The sequence below is a fragment of the Leuconostoc mesenteroides subsp. mesenteroides genome (assembly GCA_009676745.1).
Lineage (GTDB): Bacteria > Bacillota > Bacilli > Lactobacillales > Lactobacillaceae > Leuconostoc > Leuconostoc koreense.
Window position 1 is genome coordinate 468,817 of record CP046062.1, and the last position, 23,127, is coordinate 491,943.

Annotated in this window: 19 protein-coding genes and 1 pseudogene; 7 read left to right on the forward strand and 13 right to left on the reverse strand. The window is 36.4% G+C overall.

The features are described from left to right. Positions 1 to 178: 178 nt before the first annotated feature. The 8 genes from pepV to GJV51_02270 all read right to left on the reverse strand — a co-directional run bounded on the left by pepV (position 179) and on the right by GJV51_02270 (position 8,825). Positions 179 to 1,609, reverse strand: a complete 1,431-nt coding sequence (pepV, locus tag GJV51_02235) for a dipeptidase PepV (protein ID QGM24870.1) — start codon at positions 1,607 to 1,609, stop codon at positions 179 to 181. Next, complete coding sequence (locus GJV51_02240) at positions 1,606 to 2,433, reverse strand: energy-coupling factor transporter transmembrane protein EcfT (protein ID QGM24871.1); 828 nt, start codon at positions 2,431 to 2,433, stop codon at positions 1,606 to 1,608. The genes pepV and GJV51_02240 overlap by 4 nt, the downstream gene beginning before the upstream one ends. A 1-nt stretch (position 2,434) precedes the next feature. Next, on the reverse strand, positions 2,435 to 4,111 hold the full coding sequence (locus GJV51_02245; protein QGM24872.1) for an ATP-binding cassette domain-containing protein: 1,677 nt from the start codon (positions 4,109 to 4,111) through the stop codon (positions 2,435 to 2,437). 31 nt (positions 4,112 to 4,142) lie between these two features. After that, a complete protein-coding gene (locus GJV51_02250; GenBank protein QGM24873.1) occupies positions 4,143 to 4,706 on the reverse strand; it encodes an ECF-type riboflavin transporter substrate-binding protein in 564 nt (187 codons plus the stop codon). 22 nt (positions 4,707 to 4,728) lie between these two features. Next, positions 4,729 to 5,610, reverse strand: coding sequence for a DNA-directed RNA polymerase subunit delta (locus GJV51_02255; GenBank protein ID QGM24874.1), 882 nt, complete (start codon positions 5,608 to 5,610; stop codon positions 4,729 to 4,731). A gap of 334 nt (positions 5,611 to 5,944) precedes the next feature. After that, on the reverse strand, positions 5,945 to 7,753 hold the full coding sequence (gene recQ / locus GJV51_02260; GenBank protein QGM24875.1) for a DNA helicase RecQ: 1,809 nt from the start codon (positions 7,751 to 7,753) through the stop codon (positions 5,945 to 5,947). A gap of 45 nt (positions 7,754 to 7,798) precedes the next feature. After that, the gene (locus GJV51_02265) at positions 7,799 to 8,257 is read right to left on the reverse strand and encodes a Tellurite resistance protein (protein QGM24876.1); all 459 of its coding nucleotides are present in this window, start codon (positions 8,255 to 8,257) and stop codon (positions 7,799 to 7,801) included. Positions 8,258 to 8,411: 154 nt separating this feature from the next. After that, positions 8,412 to 8,825 (reverse strand): helix-turn-helix domain-containing protein, encoded by a 414-nt coding sequence (locus GJV51_02270; protein QGM24877.1) that lies wholly within the window; start codon positions 8,823 to 8,825, stop codon positions 8,412 to 8,414. Between the two features lie 558 nt (positions 8,826 to 9,383). Between GJV51_02270 and GJV51_02275 the strand changes: the two genes are divergently transcribed. Together GJV51_02275 and GJV51_02280 are read left to right on the forward strand one after the other, a co-directional pair. Further along, complete coding sequence (locus GJV51_02275) at positions 9,384 to 9,578, forward strand: helix-turn-helix domain-containing protein (protein ID QGM24878.1); 195 nt, start codon at positions 9,384 to 9,386, stop codon at positions 9,576 to 9,578. Positions 9,579 to 9,847: 269 nt separating this feature from the next. Further along, complete coding sequence (locus GJV51_02280; GenBank protein QGM24879.1) at positions 9,848 to 10,804, forward strand: EamA-like transporter family protein; 957 nt, start codon at positions 9,848 to 9,850, stop codon at positions 10,802 to 10,804. A gap of 175 nt (positions 10,805 to 10,979) precedes the next feature. Here GJV51_02280 and GJV51_02285 read toward each other — a convergent pair whose 3' ends face one another. The 4 genes and pseudogenes from GJV51_02285 to GJV51_02300 all read right to left on the reverse strand — a co-directional run bounded on the left by GJV51_02285 (position 10,980) and on the right by GJV51_02300 (position 15,309). Continuing rightward, positions 10,980 to 11,501, reverse strand: coding sequence for a PadR family transcriptional regulator (locus GJV51_02285; protein QGM24880.1), 522 nt, complete (start codon positions 11,499 to 11,501; stop codon positions 10,980 to 10,982). Between the two features lie 106 nt (positions 11,502 to 11,607). Then, positions 11,608 to 13,140, reverse strand: a pseudogene (locus GJV51_02290) (DHA2 family efflux MFS transporter permease subunit). A 208-nt stretch (positions 13,141 to 13,348) separates the two neighbouring features. Next, complete coding sequence (locus tag GJV51_02295) at positions 13,349 to 14,701, reverse strand: sodium:proton antiporter (protein QGM24881.1); 1,353 nt, start codon at positions 14,699 to 14,701, stop codon at positions 13,349 to 13,351. 356 nt (positions 14,702 to 15,057) lie between these two features. After that, a complete protein-coding gene (locus GJV51_02300) occupies positions 15,058 to 15,309 on the reverse strand; it encodes a hypothetical protein (GenBank protein ID QGM24882.1) in 252 nt (83 codons plus the stop codon). 326 nt (positions 15,310 to 15,635) lie between these two features. Here GJV51_02300 and GJV51_02305 point away from each other — a divergent pair, with 326 nt between their 5' ends. The 5 genes from GJV51_02305 to GJV51_02325 all read left to right on the forward strand — a co-directional run bounded on the left by GJV51_02305 (position 15,636) and on the right by GJV51_02325 (position 21,104). After that, positions 15,636 to 16,517 (forward strand): ATP-binding cassette domain-containing protein, encoded by an 882-nt coding sequence (locus GJV51_02305; GenBank protein ID QGM24883.1) that lies wholly within the window; start codon positions 15,636 to 15,638, stop codon positions 16,515 to 16,517. Positions 16,518 to 16,533: 16 nt separating this feature from the next. Next, positions 16,534 to 17,295, forward strand: a complete 762-nt coding sequence (locus GJV51_02310) for a multidrug ABC transporter permease (GenBank protein ID QGM24884.1) — start codon at positions 16,534 to 16,536, stop codon at positions 17,293 to 17,295. Continuing rightward, the gene (locus tag GJV51_02315) at positions 17,288 to 17,551 is read left to right on the forward strand and encodes a hypothetical protein (protein ID QGM24885.1); all 264 of its coding nucleotides are present in this window, start codon (positions 17,288 to 17,290) and stop codon (positions 17,549 to 17,551) included. The genes GJV51_02310 and GJV51_02315 overlap by 8 nt, the downstream gene beginning before the upstream one ends. A gap of 429 nt (positions 17,552 to 17,980) precedes the next feature. Next, a complete protein-coding gene (locus GJV51_02320; GenBank protein QGM24886.1) occupies positions 17,981 to 20,422 on the forward strand; it encodes a phosphoketolase in 2,442 nt (813 codons plus the stop codon). 214 nt (positions 20,423 to 20,636) lie between these two features. Further along, positions 20,637 to 21,104 (forward strand): hypothetical protein, encoded by a 468-nt coding sequence (locus GJV51_02325; protein QGM24887.1) that lies wholly within the window; start codon positions 20,637 to 20,639, stop codon positions 21,102 to 21,104. Between the two features lie 542 nt (positions 21,105 to 21,646). Here GJV51_02325 and GJV51_02330 read toward each other — a convergent pair. Continuing rightward, positions 21,647 to 22,879 carry an MFS transporter gene (locus GJV51_02330; GenBank protein ID QGM24888.1) on the reverse strand — a complete coding sequence of 411 codons (1,233 nt, stop codon included), beginning with the start codon at positions 22,877 to 22,879 and terminating at the stop codon, positions 21,647 to 21,649. Between the last annotated feature and the right edge of the window lie 248 nt (positions 22,880 to 23,127).

Genomic DNA, 23,127 nt, shown 5'->3' on the forward strand with positions numbered 1-23,127 from the left:
ATTGTACTACAATATGGCCTTACTTTTCAAGTGTTTATCAGAACTATTTCCACTGGTAACTTATAGTACGATTTTTGTGTCTGTCCTACTCATGTGCTGTCGCATTATAATAACTCCCATCTACCTATGCAAAAATTCATATGATTAGTAGTTAAGTTTACTAATGACCTTGTCTTCGTTATCGAGTCATCTCATACATGACTTGCGCGAAAATGGCTTGTGTCTTAGGGATGTTATCTACCAATACATATTCGTTTGGCTGATGGCTCATGACCGGTACATCAGGAAATTGTCCACCAAAAGCCACCCCGCGTTTTAATAGGCGCGCATACGACCCACCATTAGAAATTTTATATGTTTTTTGCGTATGCGTGTGCTGGGCATAAACATTCGCAAGTACTGTAACCATAGGATCACTGAGGTCCACCATGTGCGGATGTGTACCAAAAGCTTCTTGCTTAAATATTCTGGCGCTTAAGTTCCCCATATGCCGTTGCACTTGTGTCAAAATAGCAGTTTCCGTTATGCCCATTGGATAACGAAAATTAATCCGAATTTCACTGTCAGCATTAGCTTGAAATAAAATCTTACCCACATTTACAGTTAAATCACCCATAATATCATCATGATAGACCAATCCGAGTTTTTCGCCAAAAACATTTTTATGATTTGTCAAACCAAGAAACACTAAGAATCCATGGGCTTGATCATCAAAATTATAATTTAATAAAAAATTAGCCAAGTACGTTGCCGCGTTCAAACCATCTTCTGGATAAGCGCCATGAACAGATTTACCATACAACGTTAATATAATATGCCCATCATCATATTGGCCTATACCTGAAATCATTAATGTATTTTTGAGATAACGTTCATACGCAGTTAAGAAACCATTGATATCGACACTATCCGGCAGCTCAACATCAGCAACTGCTGTTCCTGGTACAACATTATCTCTTTCCCCAGACTGAAACCGATGTAATTTCCACGAACCCTGGGTTGTGCCTTGAAATTGAATTGATAGGGTTAAAACACCTTTTTCACCAGGAACAACTGGAAAGGCTCCATCAGGTGAAAAGCCAAGTGTCGGTTCACCTACTTGATCTAAATAAGCACGCATATCACGCCAATCAGATTCTTCATCACTACCAAAAATCAAACGTATTTTTTTGCGTGGTTGAAAACCAGCATCTTTTAATTGTTTCAAAGCGTAATAACTAGCTATTAAATCAGCTTTCATGTCGTGTGAGCCTCGCCCATACAAGCGATTACCGATAACTTTGGGACTAAATGGTAATGTTATCGTCCATGCATCCCCACCAGGAACAACATCGACGTGTGACAAGACTCCAAAGGTTTCCGTTGCCTCATCTGGCCCATAGTCAATAACAACAACCATATTATCAGCCACACGATCTACTTTAAACCCGTCACGCCTACCCATATCAACTAGAAATTGTAGTGCTGTTTCGATCCCTGTTCCAAAAGGTTGTTGAACATTAGCTGTTGTTTTATCTAGTACAGATGGTATTGATAAAAACTGTAATAAATCAGTCAATAATTCCGATTTGTACGATTGTGACTTTTGTTGCCACTGTTCAGCTGTCATTTGAAAGGATTCCACATCCGACCTCCATTAGTTATAAATAGCGAGATGCCAATCACGACAATCAATGCTGACCATAAAATCATGGCCACATCACGCACAGAAAAACGTTGTTCTTGATACCATGAACGTTTATTATAGTGACCAAAACGACGCAATTCCATAGCCTGGCTAATCGTATCAATTCGGCCTAAACTTGAAAATACTAAGGGTAGAATAATTTGTACAGTTCCCTTCATTCGTTCGATTAAACTAGATTTTTTTGATATTTCGTAACCACGTGCTTGTTGCGCCAAACTAATCGTCCGATAATCACTCTGTACGTCAGGAATATAGCGCAGAGTAATTGCAACAGCATACGATACCTTGTAAGGTACGCCAATTTTATTTAACCCAGCAGCAAACTCGCTGGGATTAGTAGTGAAAAGCAATACAATTGACAACGGAAATGAGAATAAGTACTTTAATAGAAGATTAAATTCGTAAAACAACTGTTCCTGTGTAATTGTAAACCAACCACTACCAAACATCACATGCTTCGTACCATATAATTGTTCACCATATTGAGGCGCCAAGACAGTGATCATTACAAGATTAATCACACCAATGAATAATACCAATTTTAAAAGTAGTGCGTATTCCTGGTATTTGATATGCGCCATTTTAATTAAAATAAATGACAGTATTGTTAAAGCAATTAAAAAACGCGTATCATAGGAAATCATACCAATCGTTGTTAATGCCAAAAAACCAACTAATTTCGCAGTACCCGTAGCTTGATTAATCCAAGTATTTCTTGCTTTATATCCGAAAAGTGAGTTATCCATCTTATTTCCTTATAGCTGCATTTAATTCTTCTGGATGCATAATGCTAAGACGCTGAGCTAAACGGTAAATACTGGTAGTTCGTAAACTAGCAGCGTCAACTAATGCCTCATTTGCTAGTAACTCCGCTGGTGTTGTATCCGCTAATATTTGCCCATCAACAACAACCAGGGCTCGTTGAACAAAGTTTGCTAATAAATGCATATCATGTGTAATGATTATAATAGTCGTACGGTTCGTAGTGTTAATATGCTGTAAGAAACTGAGTAGCTGAGATGTGTGCGTTGCATCTTGTCCAGCTGTCGGTTCATCTAATATTAAAATTTCTGGTTTCAAAACCAACACAGCCGCAATTGTAAGTCGCTTTTTTTGCCCAAAGCTTAATGCAGAAATAGGCCAATTACGCATACCATCAAGATCGACAAGTCGTAGCATTTCACGCACACGTTCTGTCACTTGTTCTTCATCGATGTGACGTAATCTTAGCCCACTGGCAACCTCGTCAAATACTGTTGCTTTCGTAATCATATGATTAGGATTTTGTAAAACATATCCTATATGATCAGCTCGTTCTTTAATAGAATCGCTTAGCAACGAACGTCCATCTAATCGAATATCTCCTCCACTTGGTGTCAGGAAGCCAGTTAATAGGTGGGATAGAGTTGTTTTACCCGATCCATTTTTACCTACAATACCAAGAATTTCACCTTCATGAATAGATGTCGATAAATTTTCAAACAGTGGTTCTTGCTGATCATAGGCAAAGGTCAAGTTTTGGATCAACAACTGTTCGTCATGACGAGTAACTGCCCGCACTGGTTCTGCCAAAGTTTCAATTTGATCTTTAAAGTTGGAAACGTTCACTTTTTCAACATCGGCTACGTGAGGTATTTCATTCACTGGAACGCCTGCTCGACGTAATAGTTGTATGTACAGTGGCTCGTCTAAGCCGTTCGCAGACAATGTGCCCGCTTGGATAATAGCAGTTGGTGTGTCATTGGCGATAATTCTACCATGCGCCATGACAATTACACGATCAACATGAGCTCGTAACACATCTTCTATCCGATGTTCAATCACAACCACTGTCATATTACGTTCTTGTTGCAGTTCATCAATCAATGACATTGCAGCAGCACCAGCAGCCGGATCAAGACTAGCCAGTGGTTCGTCAAATAGCAATAGATCCCCTTCATCAACCAAAACACCTGCCATAGCAGTACGTTGTTTTTGTCCGCCAGATAACGATTGTGGTGCCAATGTCAAACGCTTCCCTAGCCCAAATCGATTAGCCCATTTAGCGACTTTTTCTCTGACAATATTTATCGGCTGATTATCGTTTTCAAGAGAAAAAGCTATATCTTCGGCAACCGTCATACCCACAAATTGCGCATCAGAATCCTGAAGAACCGTACCAGCTTGCAAAGATAGGTCAAACAATGACTGATCTAAGATTTTTTTACCATTGATTGTCAGTTCACCAGTAATATCTCCCTGATACGCTTGCGGAATTAAGCCATTAAGTAAACGAAGTAACGTTGTTTTACCCGATCCAGAGGCACCTGCTATTAAAACCTTTTCACCAGGATAAATCTGAAAACTCACATCATGTAACGTCGGTTCAGATTGCGCGTGATATTTAAATGTCACATGTTGAAAATCAATAAATGGTTTTACCATGTTTTCCCCTATGTACGTAGCCCATGGCTACTTATTCACTACGTAATGAACTTTTCTTAGGTCGTGACTTGACATAAGCCACCAGTAAAAGAGAGCCAATAATAGCGACTGACAAGATGTTAACAATTGCTGCTGCTGCGCCCTGTAAGAACACCTTGTTAGCTGGCTGTTTGTATATTAATATATCGCCAATTGGCGCAACAATCAACCACGCAATAACGTTAGCAATTATTTGCCAAACATTAAACTGAACTAATTTTTTTGTAGAAAGATCCCCACCTTCAAGATCCAAGAATCTTTTACTCAAACCAAGCAATAGTCCAAACGTACCGTCAGCTAAAACCCATGACCACCAAGGGGCACCATAAGTCGCATCATTAATTGTGTGTCCAATAACACCAACTAAAAAACCAACAACTGGACCAAATAGACCGGCAATCAATGCTAACCACCCTTCAGCGACATTAACATTAGTATTTGGTACACCAATTGGAATAGCAATGTACTTCATTAAGATGAAAAATACCGCAGCACCGATACCAGTTGCAACGACAGAACGCACTGATAATCCTGTTTTTCTGTTATTTTGTTTCATTTTTCTCTCCTTTTATGTGACACTATTCTATTTCTTTCGTCAATGAAACAGCCCATCCTTGGCCAGCACCCACATGGTAAGTTTGCTCAAAACTACCCGTATGCAAACCAAATGCAACTGTATACACCGAATCAATATAAATTAATGGTTCGCCCGGATTAACGTCAGTAAATGTGTGCACATATGGTAATACCTCATCAAATAATAAATTACCATCACATTTAATTTGAACACGCAAAGTATCACCATATTGTAAATTCATTTTTTCAAATTCACGCAGGGGAATATTTGACCACAACGAACCAAAATTGACATCAGTGATATCAATATTACCTACTAGTTGTGGTTGACCATAAACCGTTTCTTGGTACGCACCAGGTGTAATTGGTAAACGTACCAAATCGCTAACTGATATTTCTTCAGTATAATCTTCAAACATGACTTGTCTACTAGCTAATTTAGCACCATTATAAGCATAAATATCACGACCATGAAATGTTGATGATTTTTCTGAACCGGGGAGGCGTTGCGTTGTTTCATCGATCACACGTACACTTTCGATCAAATCATTAGATAATAAATGTGATAAAGTGCCGTTATCTGGTGTCACAATGTAGTGCCCCGCTGTTGTCCTAGCAATTACTGACAAACGTTTTGACCCCACACCAGGGTCAACAACAGATACAAACACTGTCCCAGGTTGCCAGTAGTCAAAAGTTTGAAACAAGCGAAACGACCCTTCAAATATGTTAAATGGCGTGATGCCATGTGTTAAATCACTAACAACAATATTGTCAGCAACATTGTAGGCAACACCTCTCATGGAACTTACCGCACCATCTTGCAATCCAAAATCAGTTTGTAACACTAAATGATTGTTTGTCATTTCTATTTCCTCGGTCATCTTAATTAATGGCTTTCTAGTAGGTTATCAAATCGTCAGAAATACAAAAAGTCCCTGTTAATCATAACGATTAACAGGGACGTAAAGAACGTGGTACCACCCAGATTTAGCATCATACATGCTCTCATACTGTAACGGCGCTAACCGAACGTGAAACTCAATCACTTAAATCTCACGATATCATCCACGTTCATCTTCAATAAACGGCTTCATGTCATCTTTCACTATCCTGACTCGCTTAAATTTCCGCACGTTATTTACTCTTCGCTTCAACGATTTCAATATCCTAATAATACCTTAAGATAATTATGAATATTTGTCAATACATTTATGATTAAACTACAATAAAATCATTAATAACCTTTGCAAAATCATTATGATAAATTTCAAACTTCTTTTCACCCACACCTGAAATCGCTAAGAATTCTGTATCAGTTTGTGGACGCGCCTGTGCCATACTCATCAAAGTTTTGTCTGAGAATATTAAGAAAGGTGGTAATCCAGCTGACCGAGCTAATTCTAAACGTTTTTCCTTTAACTTTGCAAACAAACGATTATCTTCGTCGGAAAGCTTCAAATCATTATTAGTCACTTTCTGACTAACAATGCGAACCTTCTCAAGACGTTTTTTAATCTCCGTTTCACCCTTTAATACTTCGGCACCTAATGCTGTTACTTTTAATACAGGAAACTCTGCGCCCTCGAAACGCAAATATCCTTCAGCTGTTAGGTAGTCAATAAATCGTGTCAGCTCTTTTAGCGTTCGCTCTTTCATCAAACCAAATGTTGGTAACTCCTGTAAGAACTCATATTTACGCACACTAGCATCAGTTGATCCCTTTAACACCTTAGCAACCATCGTTTTGCCAAAGCGTTGATTCATACGCATCACATTCGCCAGTACTTTTTGCGCATCAAGCGTAACATCAACCCATTCACGTGTATCCAAACAATTTGAGCAATGGCCGCAATCTTCTGTCACTGTTTCACCGAAATATTGCAATAAATAGCGTACTAAACAAGTTTGCGTATTGGCAAAAGCATTCATTTCTCTAATTTTGTCATATTCGTTTTGCTTATGCTCTTCTGAACCTTCTGACTTTTGAACAAAAAATTCCTGCAGATGAATATCTTGTGGTGCATATAGTAATATAGCTTCGGCGGGTAACCCATCACGACCAGCACGACCAATTTCTTGATAATACGCCTCAATGTTTCCCGGGACGGAATAATGGATTACGTAGCGTACATTCGGTTTATTAATCCCCATACCAAAAGCATTTGTAGCCACAATCACTGCGTTTTCATCATATAAAAACGCTTCTTGCTGACTTTGACGTTCCTTTTCGGATAAACCAGCATGATAACGGCCAGCATTAATGCCAATTTTATTCAGATAAGTAGCCAGTTCATCAACTTGCTTACGCGTTGCTGCGTAAATAATACCAGTTTGTTCACGGTTTTTTTGTAAATATTCAACCACATACTTTCGTTTGTCCTGATTATGTACAATATTCAAAGCCAGATTATCCCGCGCAAATCCGGTCAAGACTGTGTCATCGTTATCTACTTGTAACAACTGTTGTAGGTTTTCACGAACACGCTCCGTTGCGGTGGCCGTCAAACCAAGAACTGCCGGGTGTCCAGAAATTTGTGCCAACAATGGTAAAATATTCAAATAACTCGGACGAAAATCATGTCCCCATTGTGATAAAACGTGGGCTTCATCAACAGCAATCAACTCAATATTGAGACTTTGGACAAAACTAAAAAAGCTAGGAACCTCTAGTCGTTCGGGCGCAACATACAACATTTTGTAAAGTCCGTGCCTTAGGTCCGACATGCGTTGCGCTTGTTCTTGCCCATCAACTGTCGAATTCAAGAACGTTGCAGGAATGCCCATGGTGTTCAGCCCGTCAACTTGGTCTTTCATTAACGAGATCAATGGGGAAATGACTAAGGTAATCCCCTCAAACATCATTGCTGGCAGCTGATAGGTAATTGACTTTCCACCACCAGTCGGCATAATCGCTAAAGCATGTTTATGTGCCAGAACTTTATTAATAACATCTAGCTGACCAGATCGAAAATTATCGTACCCAAATTTTTCTTTTAAAATTGTTTGTGGATTCACAGTTTGCATATTTTCTATTATAACATGTGCCCTTGTCTAAAAAGCAGACGACCATTAGTTGTCATCTAATGCCATAGGATTTAATTGAAATCTTACTGGCGTTACACGTCTTAGCAACCAGTTCACTATTGCCAGGATACCTGACACAAGCGTTAATAGCCAAAATTGCTTTGCTTGAAAGTTGCTAAATATTTGTAATAGAACAAAACCAATTGCAAACCAACCAAAGTACGCCGCCATCGTATTGCCACCAATTCGCAATACCTTATCTAATAAGTTTTCCGATTCATTCTGAAAAAACTTAACATGTAACCAATCGAAAAAAAGCATAATAAACACAAAACTAACTAAGTCCATAGAGACAAACTTCAATATCGTTATATAGTCTCTCGTGGGCTTAAAATGTGTTGATCCATGATATATCAACAACCCATATGTCATCATAATATCTGAACCAAATATGAATAACAACCAACTCATTGGCTTAGTTCGTACCATATCGCGAATTAACATATATCCCCCAGAAATCGATTTAACATCATGAGTATTTTAAATGATTATATCATTTATTGGGGGCTCTAATGGTGACGGAACAAAACTAAAAGACTATTTTTGTTTGCATATGGCTTTTTCACTATGGAAACATGTATTCATTCCTTATTATTTTTTACATTTTCTTACAAATCTTAAGATTGATTTTTTTACACACACATATGAATATATGAATTACTGTAACAAACGTCAGTATAACCAAAAAATGATTATCCGAATTAGTTGTATAAGAATAGATAAGACTGATCACAGCCACGAGTAATAAAATAACATTTAATAAATTATCAGCTGTCTTACTGAATTTCTTTTTCAACAAAACTTCTTTATAATTTTTATCTTCTCGTATAAGCTCATCTAACGATATACGATATAAATCTGATATACGAATAACATTCAATATATCTGGGTAGTCCTTCCCGCGTTCCCAATTAGATACGGCTTGACTAGATACTTTCAAACTTTTAGCCATATCATGTTGAGACAATCCGTTCATCCCACGAATTATCTTTATCTTCTCACCAATAAGCATCTTTTATCTCCTTAATTAATAAATTGATAACATCATCTTATCAATACTCATCTATCGATGTCACTAAAGTATTACTTGGGATGCTTTTAACGCGCAAAATATCTATTTAAGAAAGCATATAAGATTAGTTTATTCACACTAGAAGAATTGTAGCATTTGCTGATGTGTCAAATATGTTTGACATATTTACCGATAATGATATACTTTAAATGTAAAAAGTTTTTGACACCAAGGAGAGCACACAATGAATAAAGGTTACATTGCGCTATGGATACTAAGTTCAATCGTATTGGTAATAGATTTGGGCATGGTTATCTCAATATTAAAAAAGGGAGACGAACGAAGGCAAATAATTATTTGGAAATCAAGTACGTATACTTTTATCACAGTAATTGTTACTCTTTTCATGGATTCCATAATAAAATTAATAGCAGGCGTATTTAACTTGACAACAAATGTTTTTAATAGTCATACTAGCTCACTTTCGATATTAACCACCACTACGATAATATATTTCATAACTCTCAAATATAATAGTAAAAAATTGGGCGATTAAATATGAAAAATAAAATTAAATCGATACGGTCCCAAATGAAAATATCCCAATCATATTTAGCGAAGGCATGTGGTGTCTCAAGACAGACAATCAATGCCATCGAAAACAATAAATATGATCCTTCGCTTTCTTTGGCTTTTAATTTAGCACGAGAGCTAAACACGACCGTGGACAGATTATTTGAAAATGATTATTAAAGCAACATTGAATAATAGGTATGGTTGCACATAAAAATCTATAAGTTTGTTTACAGTATTCGCTTAACAACAGCACCTCTTTATCCAGATTATGCACCAAAGAACGATAGTTAAACATTTTATTTTTAAAATGCCTTACTAAATAAACCAAATTTCTCCCAATCGAAATTCTTGACAAAAATATGCGATTTCCCTACGATAATATCTATGATAACTACAGAATATGTATCTTACAATTCAGATATTTCTCAGAAAGTGGTGAAATTGACATGCCTTTATTTATTCTTGGATTAGCTATTGGTTTTGGCCTGCCTATACAAACTGCGGTCAATTCCAAACTTCGTAGTGCACTTGGTTCTCCGTTTAATTCTTCCTTAATTTCATTCGGGGTCGGCACACTTTTCCTAACAACTGTAACGCTAGTAACTACTGATTCTCTGACTATCAATGGTTCCTTTTTTTTAACTGAACCTTGGTGGAGCTGGATAGGAGGTGCACTCGGTGTCATCTATTTAACCGGCAATATTATCCTATTTCCGAAATTAGGTAGTGTCCAAACTGTCATTATGCCAATTCTTGGCCAAATTGCCATGAGTATGCTTATTGATAATTTTGGGTGGTTTTACTCTAAACAACACTATTTTACTTGGTTTAGAGGAGTAGGTGCCTTATTAGTCTTAACCGGCGTTTTTCTTTCTGTTTCACTAACGCAGCTAGTATTAAAGAAAAAAAGCAGTCCAAAAGAAGCAGTCTCACAAAATAATGAGTCGGCCTTCATAAGATTGCCTTGGCAATTCCTGGGATTCGTAACCGGTATGCTTAGCGCACTCCAAACAGCGATTAATGGGCATTTAGGTAAAGTAATTAGCTCCTCACTCAAGGCAGCTCTTATTTCATTCCTAGTCGGATTCATAACATTGCTTGTTATTTTCTTAATCAACCACTATGCTCATAAACAAAAACAAGCTATCCAACTTTCACAACAACCTTGGTGGATTTGGTTCGGTGGTATCATTGGGTCTCTATTTGTCTTAGGAAATGTTTATCTCGTGCCATTACTAGGTACTGGACTAGTAGTTGTCATTGTCCTAGTCGGACAGATTGTTGGCAGCCTATTCGTAGATCAATTTGGGTGGTTTGGCGCTAAGAAAAATCCCATTTCGGTCATTCAACTATTGGGGCTATGTTTCATGGTTGGTGGTGTTATCTTAATCAAATTCTTTTAAAAAGTAACTACGCTTATTCACCAACTCAACATAAAAATATTAAAAACGTAAAACATCCATCAATGTTTTACGTTTTTTATTAGGTGCCGCAAATGAATAATATGTTGCCTATTGATAGCTCTCAATCAATCTAACATTATAATATTTTGGTCGTCAAAATAATGAACAAATTTAACTATTCATATTTGTGTAAGAATTCTTTTAAAAGTTGAAGTGTTGATGTATAGTATGTCACGCCATAATCAAACGCTACCTTTTGCACATCCGTCATGCCATTATCCTGCCATGCATTAAGTTGCGATTTTAAATCATTGAGTTGCAACTGTTTACGGTTTATTTCTTCCTTTAGAAATTGCGTTACTTGTTCTGGTTCCAAATGATTACTAAAATATAATCGCATTAAAAAATCAGATTTTAATATTTCAGGAGACGTTGGTTTTAGAAGTTCTTCTGAAAAGATTCTCGTTCCTTTTTTTGTAATAGAATATACATTTTTATTTGGTTTATCAGTTTGTGTTATTTGCTCCTTAGCAACCAATCCATCCTTCTCTAATTTCTTTAGTGTTGGATAAATCATACCGTATGTGCCATCAAAAAAATGATTCAAACGCGTCTGTATCACTTCATTAATCTCGTATCCCGTACGTGGTCCATCTTGCAAAATACCTAAGACAATTTCTTTTCCTTTCATGGTCATGCTTTTTTCCTCCAAGTAGTTGCTCGTTATTATTATACACACTTGTTACCTGACCAAGGAATTTTACATTTTTTAAATATATCACTGCTATTATATTCCTAAATACTCATTTTTTACTTTTCAAGAACAACCCAATAATAGCTGATAATAACAAGAACGGTAATGATACCAAATAGAGATTTTCAAAGGACTTTCTCAGCTGTGTACTAGTATTATGTTCGATCCTTTGTATACTATATTTCAAAGTAGACGGCACATCATTAATATTCGTTTTAACAAAATTTGTTGCATTTAGATTCGTATTAATCTTATTCATCACATTTTCTTGCTCTGTATCAGTCAAATGTAGTTTCACTATTTGATTGTGTGCATCAATTTTCGATGCTGTTTTTGCCACTAACAAATTACTATACAGACCCGTAACAAATATGGCTACTGCCAGCATTGATCCTACTTGTCTCAAGACACTTGTCACACTTTGAGAGGCAGTAAGAAGTTTTCCTTCTAAGTTTCCAGCAGCTATTATTAAAATTGGTCCTGTGATAATACCATACCCCATACCGATAGCAAACCCTGACAAAACTGTTAGCGTTTGACTCATTAAAGCACCAAATGCAAGCCATATATAACCACTAGCCATAAACATAAAACCAATTAAAAGTAGCCATTTAGCACTAACACGCGCCTGTGCAAAACCTGATATAGGTGCAAAAATAAAAATTGCTAGGGAAATTGGTGAAACTAAAAGCGATGAATGCAATGAATCAAATCCCGCAATATTGGTGAAGTAACTAGGTAAAATTACCGTTACTGCTACTAAAAACAGATTACTGAAAATAATGACTCCGCAAGATACTGAAAAGTTACGATCGAAAAATAATTGTAATGGTACCATTGGATTCTTACTACGATGTTCAATCCATACAAATAATGAAAAACTAACAACACTAATTAGAAAACATAAAACAGTAGCAAGAGATGTCCATGTCCAAACCCTGCCCTGCATCATTCCTAATGATAATGTGGCAAGAGTAATCATAATTAATATCGTACCCAAAATATCCATGGATTGTTTATGTTTCACTTCGTTACGCATAGTTAAATTAGTTATACCGATTAAAATCATGATAATCGTAAGTGGCACGTTAATCCAAAAAATCCATCACCAACCCATGAATTGTGTGACTACGCCACCAATTGTTGGTCCCAAAGCTGCTGCCAGTCCCTGCGTAATACCCAATATAGCAATCATTCGTGTCCGTTCCTTAATGTCGACTAAGGCTATCCCTAACGTCATGGATAGTGGAAATACAATCGAAGCACCTACACTTTGAATGGCGCGACCAACTAACAACATACTTAGTTCAGTAGAAAGAGCTGATAGTGTTGAACCGACACCGAACAGGAAAACACCAATTAAAAAAAATTTGTGGATGCCAAACATCTCGGCAATTCTTGTTAAGGGTATTGTGAGTGATGCAAATAAAATCAAATACACATTTAACGCCCACGACAACGAATCTAATCCAACATCTAAATGTTCAGCAATATTTGGTAAACTTACATTCAAAATGGTAGTGTCTAACATACAAATAAATATCCCAAGTATAAATAATATCGTTAAAACCATTCTTCTCATCAGATAACCCCTAATCATTTTTATATTAACAACGTTAATATATACTTTATTAATATAACTGTCAATAATTTATTGGTTATGTGAAAATTTTATATAGTACTTACAAAAAAAACACTAGCGAATGATCGCTAATGTTTTTTCATATAGATATTCGTGTTATGCTAAACAATTAATATTTCCGCAAAGAAAATTGATGTCTTCTTTGTCATTACTTCAGTCGTTTCAACCCTATGCCCGTTAGCGCGGAACCAATTGACATCACGGGTGACAATAATGCAAATAGCGTGAATGGTGCAAAAGCTAATACCGATACACCTAGTGTTTGTGCCGCAAAGGCACCGGCGACACCCCATGGTACTAAGTAATTTGTCACTGTACCACTGTCTTCAATTGTTCTCCCCAACGCTAGTCCAGATAAGTTCACACGCGTGAAGCTATCTTTAAATAGCTGACCAGGCAAAATAGTCGCTAGATATTGTTCCCCAACCAAAAAGTTGGCGCCAATACCTGTCAATAGCGTTGCCAAAACTACTGATCCTTGGGATTGCAAATGTCCTACAACAGGTGCCATTACTGCTTTCAATATGCCCAAACCATCTAATAGGCCACCAAGCGCTAAGGCTAACATAATCATCATTACGGTATCCATCATCGAAGACATACCGCCACGATTCAATAAGGCAACTAAGGTAGGGTTGTTACTTGTCGTTTTGAAACCATGAACTAATAAATCAGAAAAATTAGATACACTGTGATCTGCTAAGAAAGCCACACTGGAAACTAAAATATTAATCATTAAGGCAGCAATAGCCGGCGTTTTAAACCAGGCAGTGACCACCAACAAAGTAAGTGGCACAATCGCCCACCACGTTGGTTGTAATAATGGTAATAATGAAGCGATTTTTTGTGTTGTTCCCGTACCCGAATGATGTCCGAAACCAAGTATCATTGTCACCAGAAAAGTTACCCCGAAGGCAGGTAATGTTGTCCACATCAAATTTTTGATATGCGCAAATAAATCTGTTTCTGAAATGGCACTTGCGAGGTTAGTTGAATCAGACAATGGAGAACTTTTGTCTCCAAAAATAGCACCAGAAAGAATAGTTCCAGCGACCAAAGCTGGATTTAAGCCCATTAACGTTCCTACACCCATTAATGCCACACCTACTGTTGATAACGTTGTAAATGCGCTACCAATTAACGTTCCTACGATAGCAGACGTTAACAAAGCGGTGGGTAAAAAGAACTGAGGACTTAATATTTTAAATCCAACCCAAACCATCGTAGGGATTACACCAGTAGCAAGCCAAAGTGCTATCAGGGCACCTATTAGTAAAAATAAAAACAACGGTGCGATGCCTGAAGTAACCCCCTTCACCAAAGCCGCTTGACTTTCTTGCCAACTCACACCTCGTAATCGAGCAATCAGAACAATCATACTAATCACTAGTAGAATAGGTACACTCGGCGATAATCTAAAACCAATAACAGCAGTAGCTAAAATAATAATGACACCGGCCAATAATATCGTTGATAATTTGGTAGTTAGTTTGTTTTCCATGTTTATCTCCCGTCAATAAAACTATATTTCTACAATAAAAAACGTCCCTGCTGTTATAAAACAGAAGGGACGAATCGACATTTATAGAAATCCGTGGTACCACCCAGCTTACGCGTCAAAAACGCATCACTTTAACATTTGATAACATGGTGCTGCCACGCTTAAATACTAATAGCTGTATTTCAGATAGCGACACCTGTGCAGTTTTCACCAACCACTGCTTCTCTTCACTCCGAATGTCAATCTTACTTATTATTTATGCTATTTACAGAAATTTTATTTTACTATGAAATACTTTTTCTGTCAACTCAACCTCACATGTTACAAAAAATGATCGAATCCATATACAAAAATACTTATTTATTAATTAGTTCAAGACCATATTCTGCTAATAATTCTTTCTCAGAAACACTATTTAACGAAATTTCTTTTACTCTAAAGGAATCTAATAAAGCTGTTGTAATTTTTTTACTGTCTAACAGCTCCTCATGTTTTGTATTAGTAAACTTATACAAGGCATCAGTATCAATTACTCTGAAGACATGCTCTTTACTTTTATAAATCACTGTTATATATTGTTGTGCCCATTCACTTTTATTCTTAATCATAATTGTAGCCTACCTTTCTTAATCACATTGTACACCTAGCTTGGAAACTTTATCTAGAAAAAACATGTTTGCTCGACTGAATATTGATTTAAAAGTAGCGGTACATTTATCTATGCTAAAAATGGCGAAGAAAATTGACATTACCAATTATTTCTTATGATTTCTATGCCATAAAATCAACGTCTAATGTACTGCAACCAACAGTTGCGACCTTCGCAAAAAAGTCTATACACTAGTTTTGTGAGAAAACGTTTATTGACAAAAATGTTCATGTATAATCATTTTTATCGGCTGATGAATCAAGATCACGGAGAATAATATTAAGCATGGAAAACATTTTCAAATCGCAGTTAAGCGCTTTACGGCAAAAAAAGCACCTTTCACAAGAATTTTTAGCACAAAAATTATTTGTCTCTAGACAATCCATATCTAAGTGGGAGAATGGTGAATCTGAACCTAACATTGACAAACTGATTGCTATTTCAGAAATTTTCTCAGTCAACTTAGATTTTCTACTTGCTGGCCATACACATGGTGATACTTTAATATTGGAGCTAAAAAATTTAAATAAATCTTTTAAGAATCCCGTTTTAAAGGATGTCAATTTATCTATCTATGGTAGAGATCGTATCGCTCTGTTAGGCAGTAACGGGTCGGGTAAAACAACAATTGTCAATATGATTTTGGGAAATATCATTCCGGATAAAGGGCGTGTTATTAAACATTTTAACGCACGAGATGATCTCAGTGTCATGACGCAAGAAAACTGTTTAATTACATCTTTAAAGGTTCGCGAACAAATTGCTTTATCTTTGAAAATATATGATGCCTACTCAAAGGTCAACATAGATGCTATGCTCCAAAAATTTAAACTCACTGAGCAATCCGAAGTAATCGTTGATCAACTATCAGGCGGACAAAAAAGACGTCTAACCTTACTATTAACGTTAATTAAACCATCAAAATTATTGATACTAGATGAACCAACAGCGGGCATGGATTTGGAATCAATTGATTTATTTTGGGATTATTTGGACCATGTAGGCGGCAGCGTTGTCACTATAACACATGACTTCAATCAAATTGATAATTACTTTACACGTGTAATTTTATTAAAAGATGGTGTGATTAAGTCAGACCAGTCCGTCGCTAATATCCACTCTAATAATCAGACGATTGAACACTGGTATCGTCTCATGAATCAATAATTAAAGGAGTTATTTAATGATTACTTGGATAGAAATCAAAGACACATTCAGAAATAAACGTTTTATTTTATTCACCGTCGTTTTCCCACTAGCGTGGTATTTAATGATTCTAAGTATTTTGAATGGCACAACACACAATCCGGCTAATGATTATCTGTGGTTTACAATTGCTACGATAATAGGTATTTCAGGTAATTCTGTCGTTACTTTTTCCAAAAAGATCTGCGATACCTATCAGTTTTATAAATTACAATCTCAAACTTCGCATTATAGTATCCGAAGATGGATAACTGATCAGTTTATCGTGCAAGTTATTTTGAATTCTTGTATCATTTTTGTTATTTTAATTACCGGTATCTTGTTTGGGGCTTTGCCAATTCGTTGGCATTTAGTCCTATTAATTGTTTTGCTACTTGTAATGAGTCTATATTTAAATATAATCGGTTTTTTGATCGGTATCTATATGGATCAAAAGACAATAACTGCCCTTAGTATGCCATTAAGTACGGGATTTGGCATTCTGATGATTCGATGGGATACGGTAACATCGGCTAAGGGTGTCTTGATTAAAATAGTTTCAATTACACAACAATTTTTTCCCGGGTACTATATTTTTGACTATATTAAAAATATGGGACAAAACCAATCGGTTAATCAATCGCTATTGAAATTTTTGTTAAGTATTTTATTGATCACCATACCGTTTATAGTTATTTATTGGAAAAAACAGCAAACCATATCGCAATATAAAAGTCTTCAGGTATCTGAGCATGATTAACATACACAACTATATAAAAAATCATTATGAAAATGGTGACTATTATGATTTTCCAAATATTCATTCGGAAAACTCGGAATCTGATTATACTCTCGGTTATCAACAAGCAACCCATGACTACATCAATTACAAGAAATTTAAACGGTATCCATATTTTCTAATATTATTGGTTAATCATTTGTTTGATAATAAATTAATTGAGATAGTGAATTTTTTAAAAGGTTATCAAAATATGATCAGAGACAGTAAAAGATAAGTAGATACCTCAAATCCCAAAAGAGAGTAATTCCAACTATTAAAGGAATTACCCTTTTTTGATTTAATAGATTTCCATTGACGGTGAAATTACTTCCACCAAATGCCTTTTCTATGTCATTGATAAAGGCAGCAGCCACATTGAATGTATTATTTTGAACATAAATTTGTAAACAGATGCTTTAACTAAGCGAATAGTAATGATTGTAAATATGAACTTTTCCAAAATAATTGGACTGCCTCGTTATTTAGATTACAAAATTTTCGTAATGCATGAATCAGTTTTTATACTATCTACATACAGGAATTGGTACGACCCAATTTTTATATTGGTATTGATTAATTTTTTTTTAGGCTTATAATATGGGTGTAGACAGCGATATAAAAATCACTATTTATATAAAACCTATTGGAAGGAGTCGTTAATATTATGACAAATTACGATTCAAAAGAGTACTTGGAACTTGTTGATAAGTGGTGGCGTGCAACTAACTATTTGTCAGCTGGGATGATCTTTTTGAAGAGCAACCCATTGTTCTCAGTAACAAATACACCTATCAAGGCTGAAGACGTCAAAGTTAAGCCAATCGGACACTGGGGTACAATCTCAGGTCAAACATTCTTGTATGCACATGCTAACCGTTTGATTAACAAGTATGGTTTGAACATGTTTTACGTTGGTGGTCCTGGTCACGGTGGCCAAGTTATGGTTACTAATGCTTACCTAGACGGCGCATATACTGAAGATTATCCTGAAATCACTCAAGATATCGAAGGTATGAGCCACTTATTCAAGCGTTTCTCATTCCCTGGCGGTATTGGATCACACATGACAGCCCAAACACCAGGTTCATTGCATGAAGGTGGTGAATTGGGTTATTCATTGAGCCACGCTTTTGGTGCCGTTTTGGATAATCCTGACCAAGTTGCATTTGCAGTAGTTGGTGATGGTGAAGCCGAAACAGGTCCTTCAATGGCTTCATGGCACTCAATTAAGTTCTTGAACGCTAAGAATGATGGTGCCGTATTGCCAATATTGGACTTGAATGGATTTAAAATTGCAAATCCAACTATTTTCTCACGCATGAGTGATGAAGAAATCACAAAGTTCTTTGAAGGGTTGGGTTACTCACCTCGCTTCATCGAAAATGATGATATTCATGATTACGCAGCTTACCACGAACTTGCTGCTAAGGTTTTGGATCAAGCCATCGAAGATATTCAAGCTATCCAAAAGGATGCTCGTGAGAATGGTAAGTACCAAGACGGTACAATTGCTGCATGGCCTGTAATTATCGCACGTTTGCCAAAGGGTTGGGGTGGACCAAAATATGATGAGAACGGTGATCCAATCGAAAACTCATTTCGTGCTCACCAAGTGCCATTACCTTTGGCACAAAATAACTTGAAAACATTACCGGCATTTGAATCGTGGATGACCTCTTATAGGCCAGAAGAATTATTCAATGCTGATGGTTCATTGAAAGCCGAAATTAAAGCTATTGCACCTAAGGGTGACAAGCGTATGTCAGCTAACCCAATTACAAATGGCGGTGCTAATCGTTCGAATTTAAAGTTACCTAATTGGCGCGATTTTGCTAATGATATCAATGAGCAGACGCGTGGTAAAGGGTTTAGCGATAGCAAACGAAACATGGATATGTCGACGCTATCAAACTATCTTGGCGCAGTTTCAAAATTGAATCCAACTCGCTTCCGTTTCTTCGGTCCTGACGAAACAATGTCAAACCGTTTGTGGGGCTTGTTTGATGTCACACCACGTCAATGGATGAAAAAAATCAAAGAACCACAAGATGAATTACTAAGCCCTGCCGGTCGTATCATTGATTCACAATTGTCAGAACACCAAGCAGAAGGTTGGCTTGAAGGTTATACTTTGACAGGTCGTGTTGGAATCTTTGCGTCATACGAATCATTCTTGCGTGTTGTTGATACAATGGTTACACAACACTTCAAGTGGTTGCGTCACGCTTCAGAACAAGCATGGCGTAATGACTATCCATCATTGAACTTGATTGCAACTTCAACTGCATTCCAACAAGATCACAATGGATATACTCACCAAGATCCAGGTATGTTAACTCACTTGGCTGAAAAGAAGTCTAACTTCATTCGTGAATATTTGCCAGCTGATGGTAACTCATTGTTGGCTGTTCAAGAACGCGCCTTCTCAGAACGTCATAAGGTGAACTTGTTAATTGCTTCAAAGCAACCACGTCAACAATGGTTCACAGTTGAAGAAGCTGATGTATTGGCTAATGAAGGTTTGAAGATCATTGATTGGGCTTCTACTGCACCTTCTGGTGATGTTGATATTACATTTGCATCTGCAGGTACAGAACCAACAATTGAAACTTTGGCTGCATTGTGGTTGATTAACCAAGCATTCCCATCAGTTAAGTTCCGTTATGTGAACGTTGTTGAATTACTACGTTTGCAAAAGAAGTCAGAACCTAACATGAACGATGAACGTGAATTGTCACCTGAAGAATTTAACAAGTACTTCCAAGCTGATACACCAGTTATCTTTGGATTCCATGCTTATGAAAACTTGATTGAATCATTCTTCTTCGAACGTAAGTTCACGGGTGATGTATACGTGCATGGCTATCGTGAAGATGGTGACATCACAACGACATATGACATGCGTGTTTATTCACACTTGGATCGCTTCCACCAAGCTAAGGAAGCTGCCGAAATCTTGTCAGCAAATGGTAAGATTGATCAAGCAGCAGCTGATACATTCATCGCTAAGATGGATGACACATTGGCAAAGCACTTTGAGGTCACACGTAATGAAGGTCGTGATATCGCAGAATTCACTGACTGGACATGGTCACCTCTTAAGTAGAAAAATGACATCATAAAAGTCAATTTCACGTTCTATATTTGACACACATTTATAGAACGTTTTTGGCTTTTAACATAATTTAATACTTTTCATCTAGTATCGTGTCAAATACTCAAACTATTTTTAAAATATAAATCGAACACAACATAAGTATGAATCTATAACAACCACCATATATTATTGCAACCATATTTTTTGAAAGAGGACAATATCAATGCCTGAAAATAATAAACAGCGTATACTATATACATTTCTAGTAGCTAGTCTTATGATTTATTTCATGTTTACCTACAATAAGATTCTACTAGGTGTGCCTGTGAATGCTGAAATGATTAAATTTCCAATTAACCAATACATTATCATTTTACCTTTTGCTTTATTTTTCTCGCTTCTATTTGTGAACAAAAGTTCAAAAAACATAGCATTAAAATTAGTCACTCCAGGTAAAACACATCCTGCAAAAGTAAAAGCAGCTTTTACTTTAGGACATGTTATACATATGGCACCTTTAATGAGCTTGGTATCAAGCATAATTTGGAGTGATTTGACACTTAAAGAATTTATAGCCGTTTGGCCAATTAAAATATTAGAGAATGCGCCATTTGCTTTCATTGTAAACTTCTTTATTGTGACGCCTGTAGTAGGGCTCATTTTCAAAAAATTACAACCATATATAAAGTGATTTATGACTGCTACGTCTTTAAGATGTATATTTGGAAGAGGTGTCCCAGATTAGTCAATAAAAATAATGTATTAACTGGCCAAGAATTATTAGTTTAGGTTCTAGTTTCGGCTATTAAAAAGCGAAAAACTGATTAAATAAGTTTTTCGCTTTTTAATAGCAATCGTAAACCACGTAAATTTTACAACAAAAAACAGTTCACCCTCATGTAACAAGCATAAGATCTATACATCTTATGTGCCACAATCGTCCCTAACTACCAGCTACATGTACGTGTTCACGCGTCCATCACTTTCCAGCCAGAGAACTGGGTAAACTGTCTTGGATTGAAGAAAATCCGCTTAAGCTATCATTCGTATAGCTTACACAACTTGAATTGTTTTAGGATTCTCTCCTAATCTATGTCTATAGTATAACATGATTTCTATATATTTTGCAAGCGCTTACAAAAATAAATAAACTTCACCAAATCAATCAAAAATATACGATAAATTGCTTTTTTATTAAAAAATTTGCACTGAAAAAAAAGAATAACAAATCGTTTATTTGCTATTCTCCACTGTTATTTTCGTTCGTTTCGCCATTGTGATTGCTAACAAAGCTGTGATAATTAACATAACTATAAATACTGACAAAAATAAAATTTTCATCCAGCCTCTATCCATCATCATACCTGAATAAATTGGACCAATGACTCGACCTGAGCTGATCATCATTGAAACAAACCCTTGTGCCTGTCCTGCTACTCCTTTGGGCGTGATTTGCGCAACCCATGCCGGAACTTGCGGACTTTGTAACATTTCTCCAATCGTTAGCAATTCAAACACTAACACAATTTGCCAAAATTCTTTTACAAATATTAAGAAGAAAAAGCTAGAAGCAAAAATAATACTGCCTAAAATAACTGAAACTTGATATGGTCGTCGGTTTGCCCAATTAGAAACAAATTTCTGAAGCAAAATAATTGTTATGCCATTTACTATCCATAAATCGGCATAATTACGTGTTGGCATACCTAAACTTTTCATGTGCGGTGCCATCACGGTTTCCCACAGCATGTAGGATAAATACGTAATAAATAATAACGCGCCAATGGCAACTAAAACTGGCGTCAAACGAAAACGTTGACTTGGTACACCTACACGACCCACTTTTTCTGTTCCTTCAAGTATCGTGTCATTTGTTGCTTCAGTACTCGTGCGAACTACCGGAACATTAAATTTGGTTACAATAACTAACATTAACGTAAAATATAATGCTGCCGAAATCATCATTAACAGGTTGAACCCGTAATCAAATAAATATCCTACTGCTAAGGTCCCAACAACCACCCCAATATTCAATACAATATACATATTATTGAATACGATACGTGTTTTTTCACCAGGAATCGTTGTTGCAAAAGAGTTAACTAACGTTTGTTCCGCGCCCATACCAAAATTAGCTAGCCAAATAAAAAAAGCAAATACGGGCCAACCATTCCAAATAATCAAACTGGAGACAGCAATTAAAATGATAAAACTCGTAATTACCATCGCTTCATATGGCCGCCAACTATCAAATAGTTTACCACCAACAAATGATCCAACCATACTAATAAGTGATCCAACCATTAAAACTAGTCCCGCCATCGTAAAACTTTGATGCAAAACACCAGTCATATATAGTGTCGTGACTGGCCAAATCATTGAGTTTCCAGTGTTGGATAATAAAGTACCAAAAAGTAGCCACTTTTCATCAAGTGACCGCGGTTTATCAGTTAAGTCAATTTGCATAAATCCTCCGAATAATAGAACAATTGTAACACGAAACTTATTCACATAACGGAACATTGAACGCTTAATTTATAGTCACTTGCGCATATCCCGTTTATTTTTCATTAATCGAATGATGATATACAGCATACCAATTAAAATTAGGCCTTCGAATGCTACACCAATACCTAAAGTGAAAGTTAGAATTAAAAATAAAATAATAATTAAGTAAAACATTTAGTACCATCTCTCTGAAAAATCGTATTGTG

Coding starts and splice junctions, on each gene's coding strand:
- pepV (QGM24870.1), bottom strand. CDS start 1,609: ATGACAGCTGAACAGTGGCAACAAAAGTCACAATCGTACAAATCGGAA.
- GJV51_02240 (QGM24871.1), bottom strand. CDS start 2,433: ATGGATAACTCACTTTTCGGATATAAAGCAAGAAATACTTGGATTAAT.
- GJV51_02245 (QGM24872.1), bottom strand. CDS start 4,111: ATGGTAAAACCATTTATTGATTTTCAACATGTGACATTTAAATATCAC.
- GJV51_02250 (QGM24873.1), bottom strand. CDS start 4,706: ATGAAACAAAATAACAGAAAAACAGGATTATCAGTGCGTTCTGTCGTT.
- GJV51_02255 (QGM24874.1), bottom strand. CDS start 5,610: ATGACCGAGGAAATAGAAATGACAAACAATCATTTAGTGTTACAAACT.
- recQ (QGM24875.1), bottom strand. CDS start 7,753: ATGCAAACTGTGAATCCACAAACAATTTTAAAAGAAAAATTTGGGTAC.
- GJV51_02265 (QGM24876.1), bottom strand. CDS start 8,257: ATGTTAATTCGCGATATGGTACGAACTAAGCCAATGAGTTGGTTGTTA.
- GJV51_02270 (QGM24877.1), bottom strand. CDS start 8,825: ATGCTTATTGGTGAGAAGATAAAGATAATTCGTGGGATGAACGGATTG.
- GJV51_02275 (QGM24878.1), top strand. CDS start 9,384: ATGAAAAATAAAATTAAATCGATACGGTCCCAAATGAAAATATCCCAA.
- GJV51_02280 (QGM24879.1), top strand. CDS start 9,848: ATGCCTTTATTTATTCTTGGATTAGCTATTGGTTTTGGCCTGCCTATA.
- GJV51_02285 (QGM24880.1), bottom strand. CDS start 11,501: ATGACCATGAAAGGAAAAGAAATTGTCTTAGGTATTTTGCAAGATGGA.
- GJV51_02295 (QGM24881.1), bottom strand. CDS start 14,701: ATGGAAAACAAACTAACTACCAAATTATCAACGATATTATTGGCCGGT.
- GJV51_02300 (QGM24882.1), bottom strand. CDS start 15,309: ATGATTAAGAATAAAAGTGAATGGGCACAACAATATATAACAGTGATT.
- GJV51_02305 (QGM24883.1), top strand. CDS start 15,636: ATGGAAAACATTTTCAAATCGCAGTTAAGCGCTTTACGGCAAAAAAAG.
- GJV51_02310 (QGM24884.1), top strand. CDS start 16,534: ATGATTACTTGGATAGAAATCAAAGACACATTCAGAAATAAACGTTTT.
- GJV51_02315 (QGM24885.1), top strand. CDS start 17,288: ATGATTAACATACACAACTATATAAAAAATCATTATGAAAATGGTGAC.
- GJV51_02320 (QGM24886.1), top strand. CDS start 17,981: ATGACAAATTACGATTCAAAAGAGTACTTGGAACTTGTTGATAAGTGG.
- GJV51_02325 (QGM24887.1), top strand. CDS start 20,637: ATGCCTGAAAATAATAAACAGCGTATACTATATACATTTCTAGTAGCT.
- GJV51_02330 (QGM24888.1), bottom strand. CDS start 22,879: ATGCAAATTGACTTAACTGATAAACCGCGGTCACTTGATGAAAAGTGG.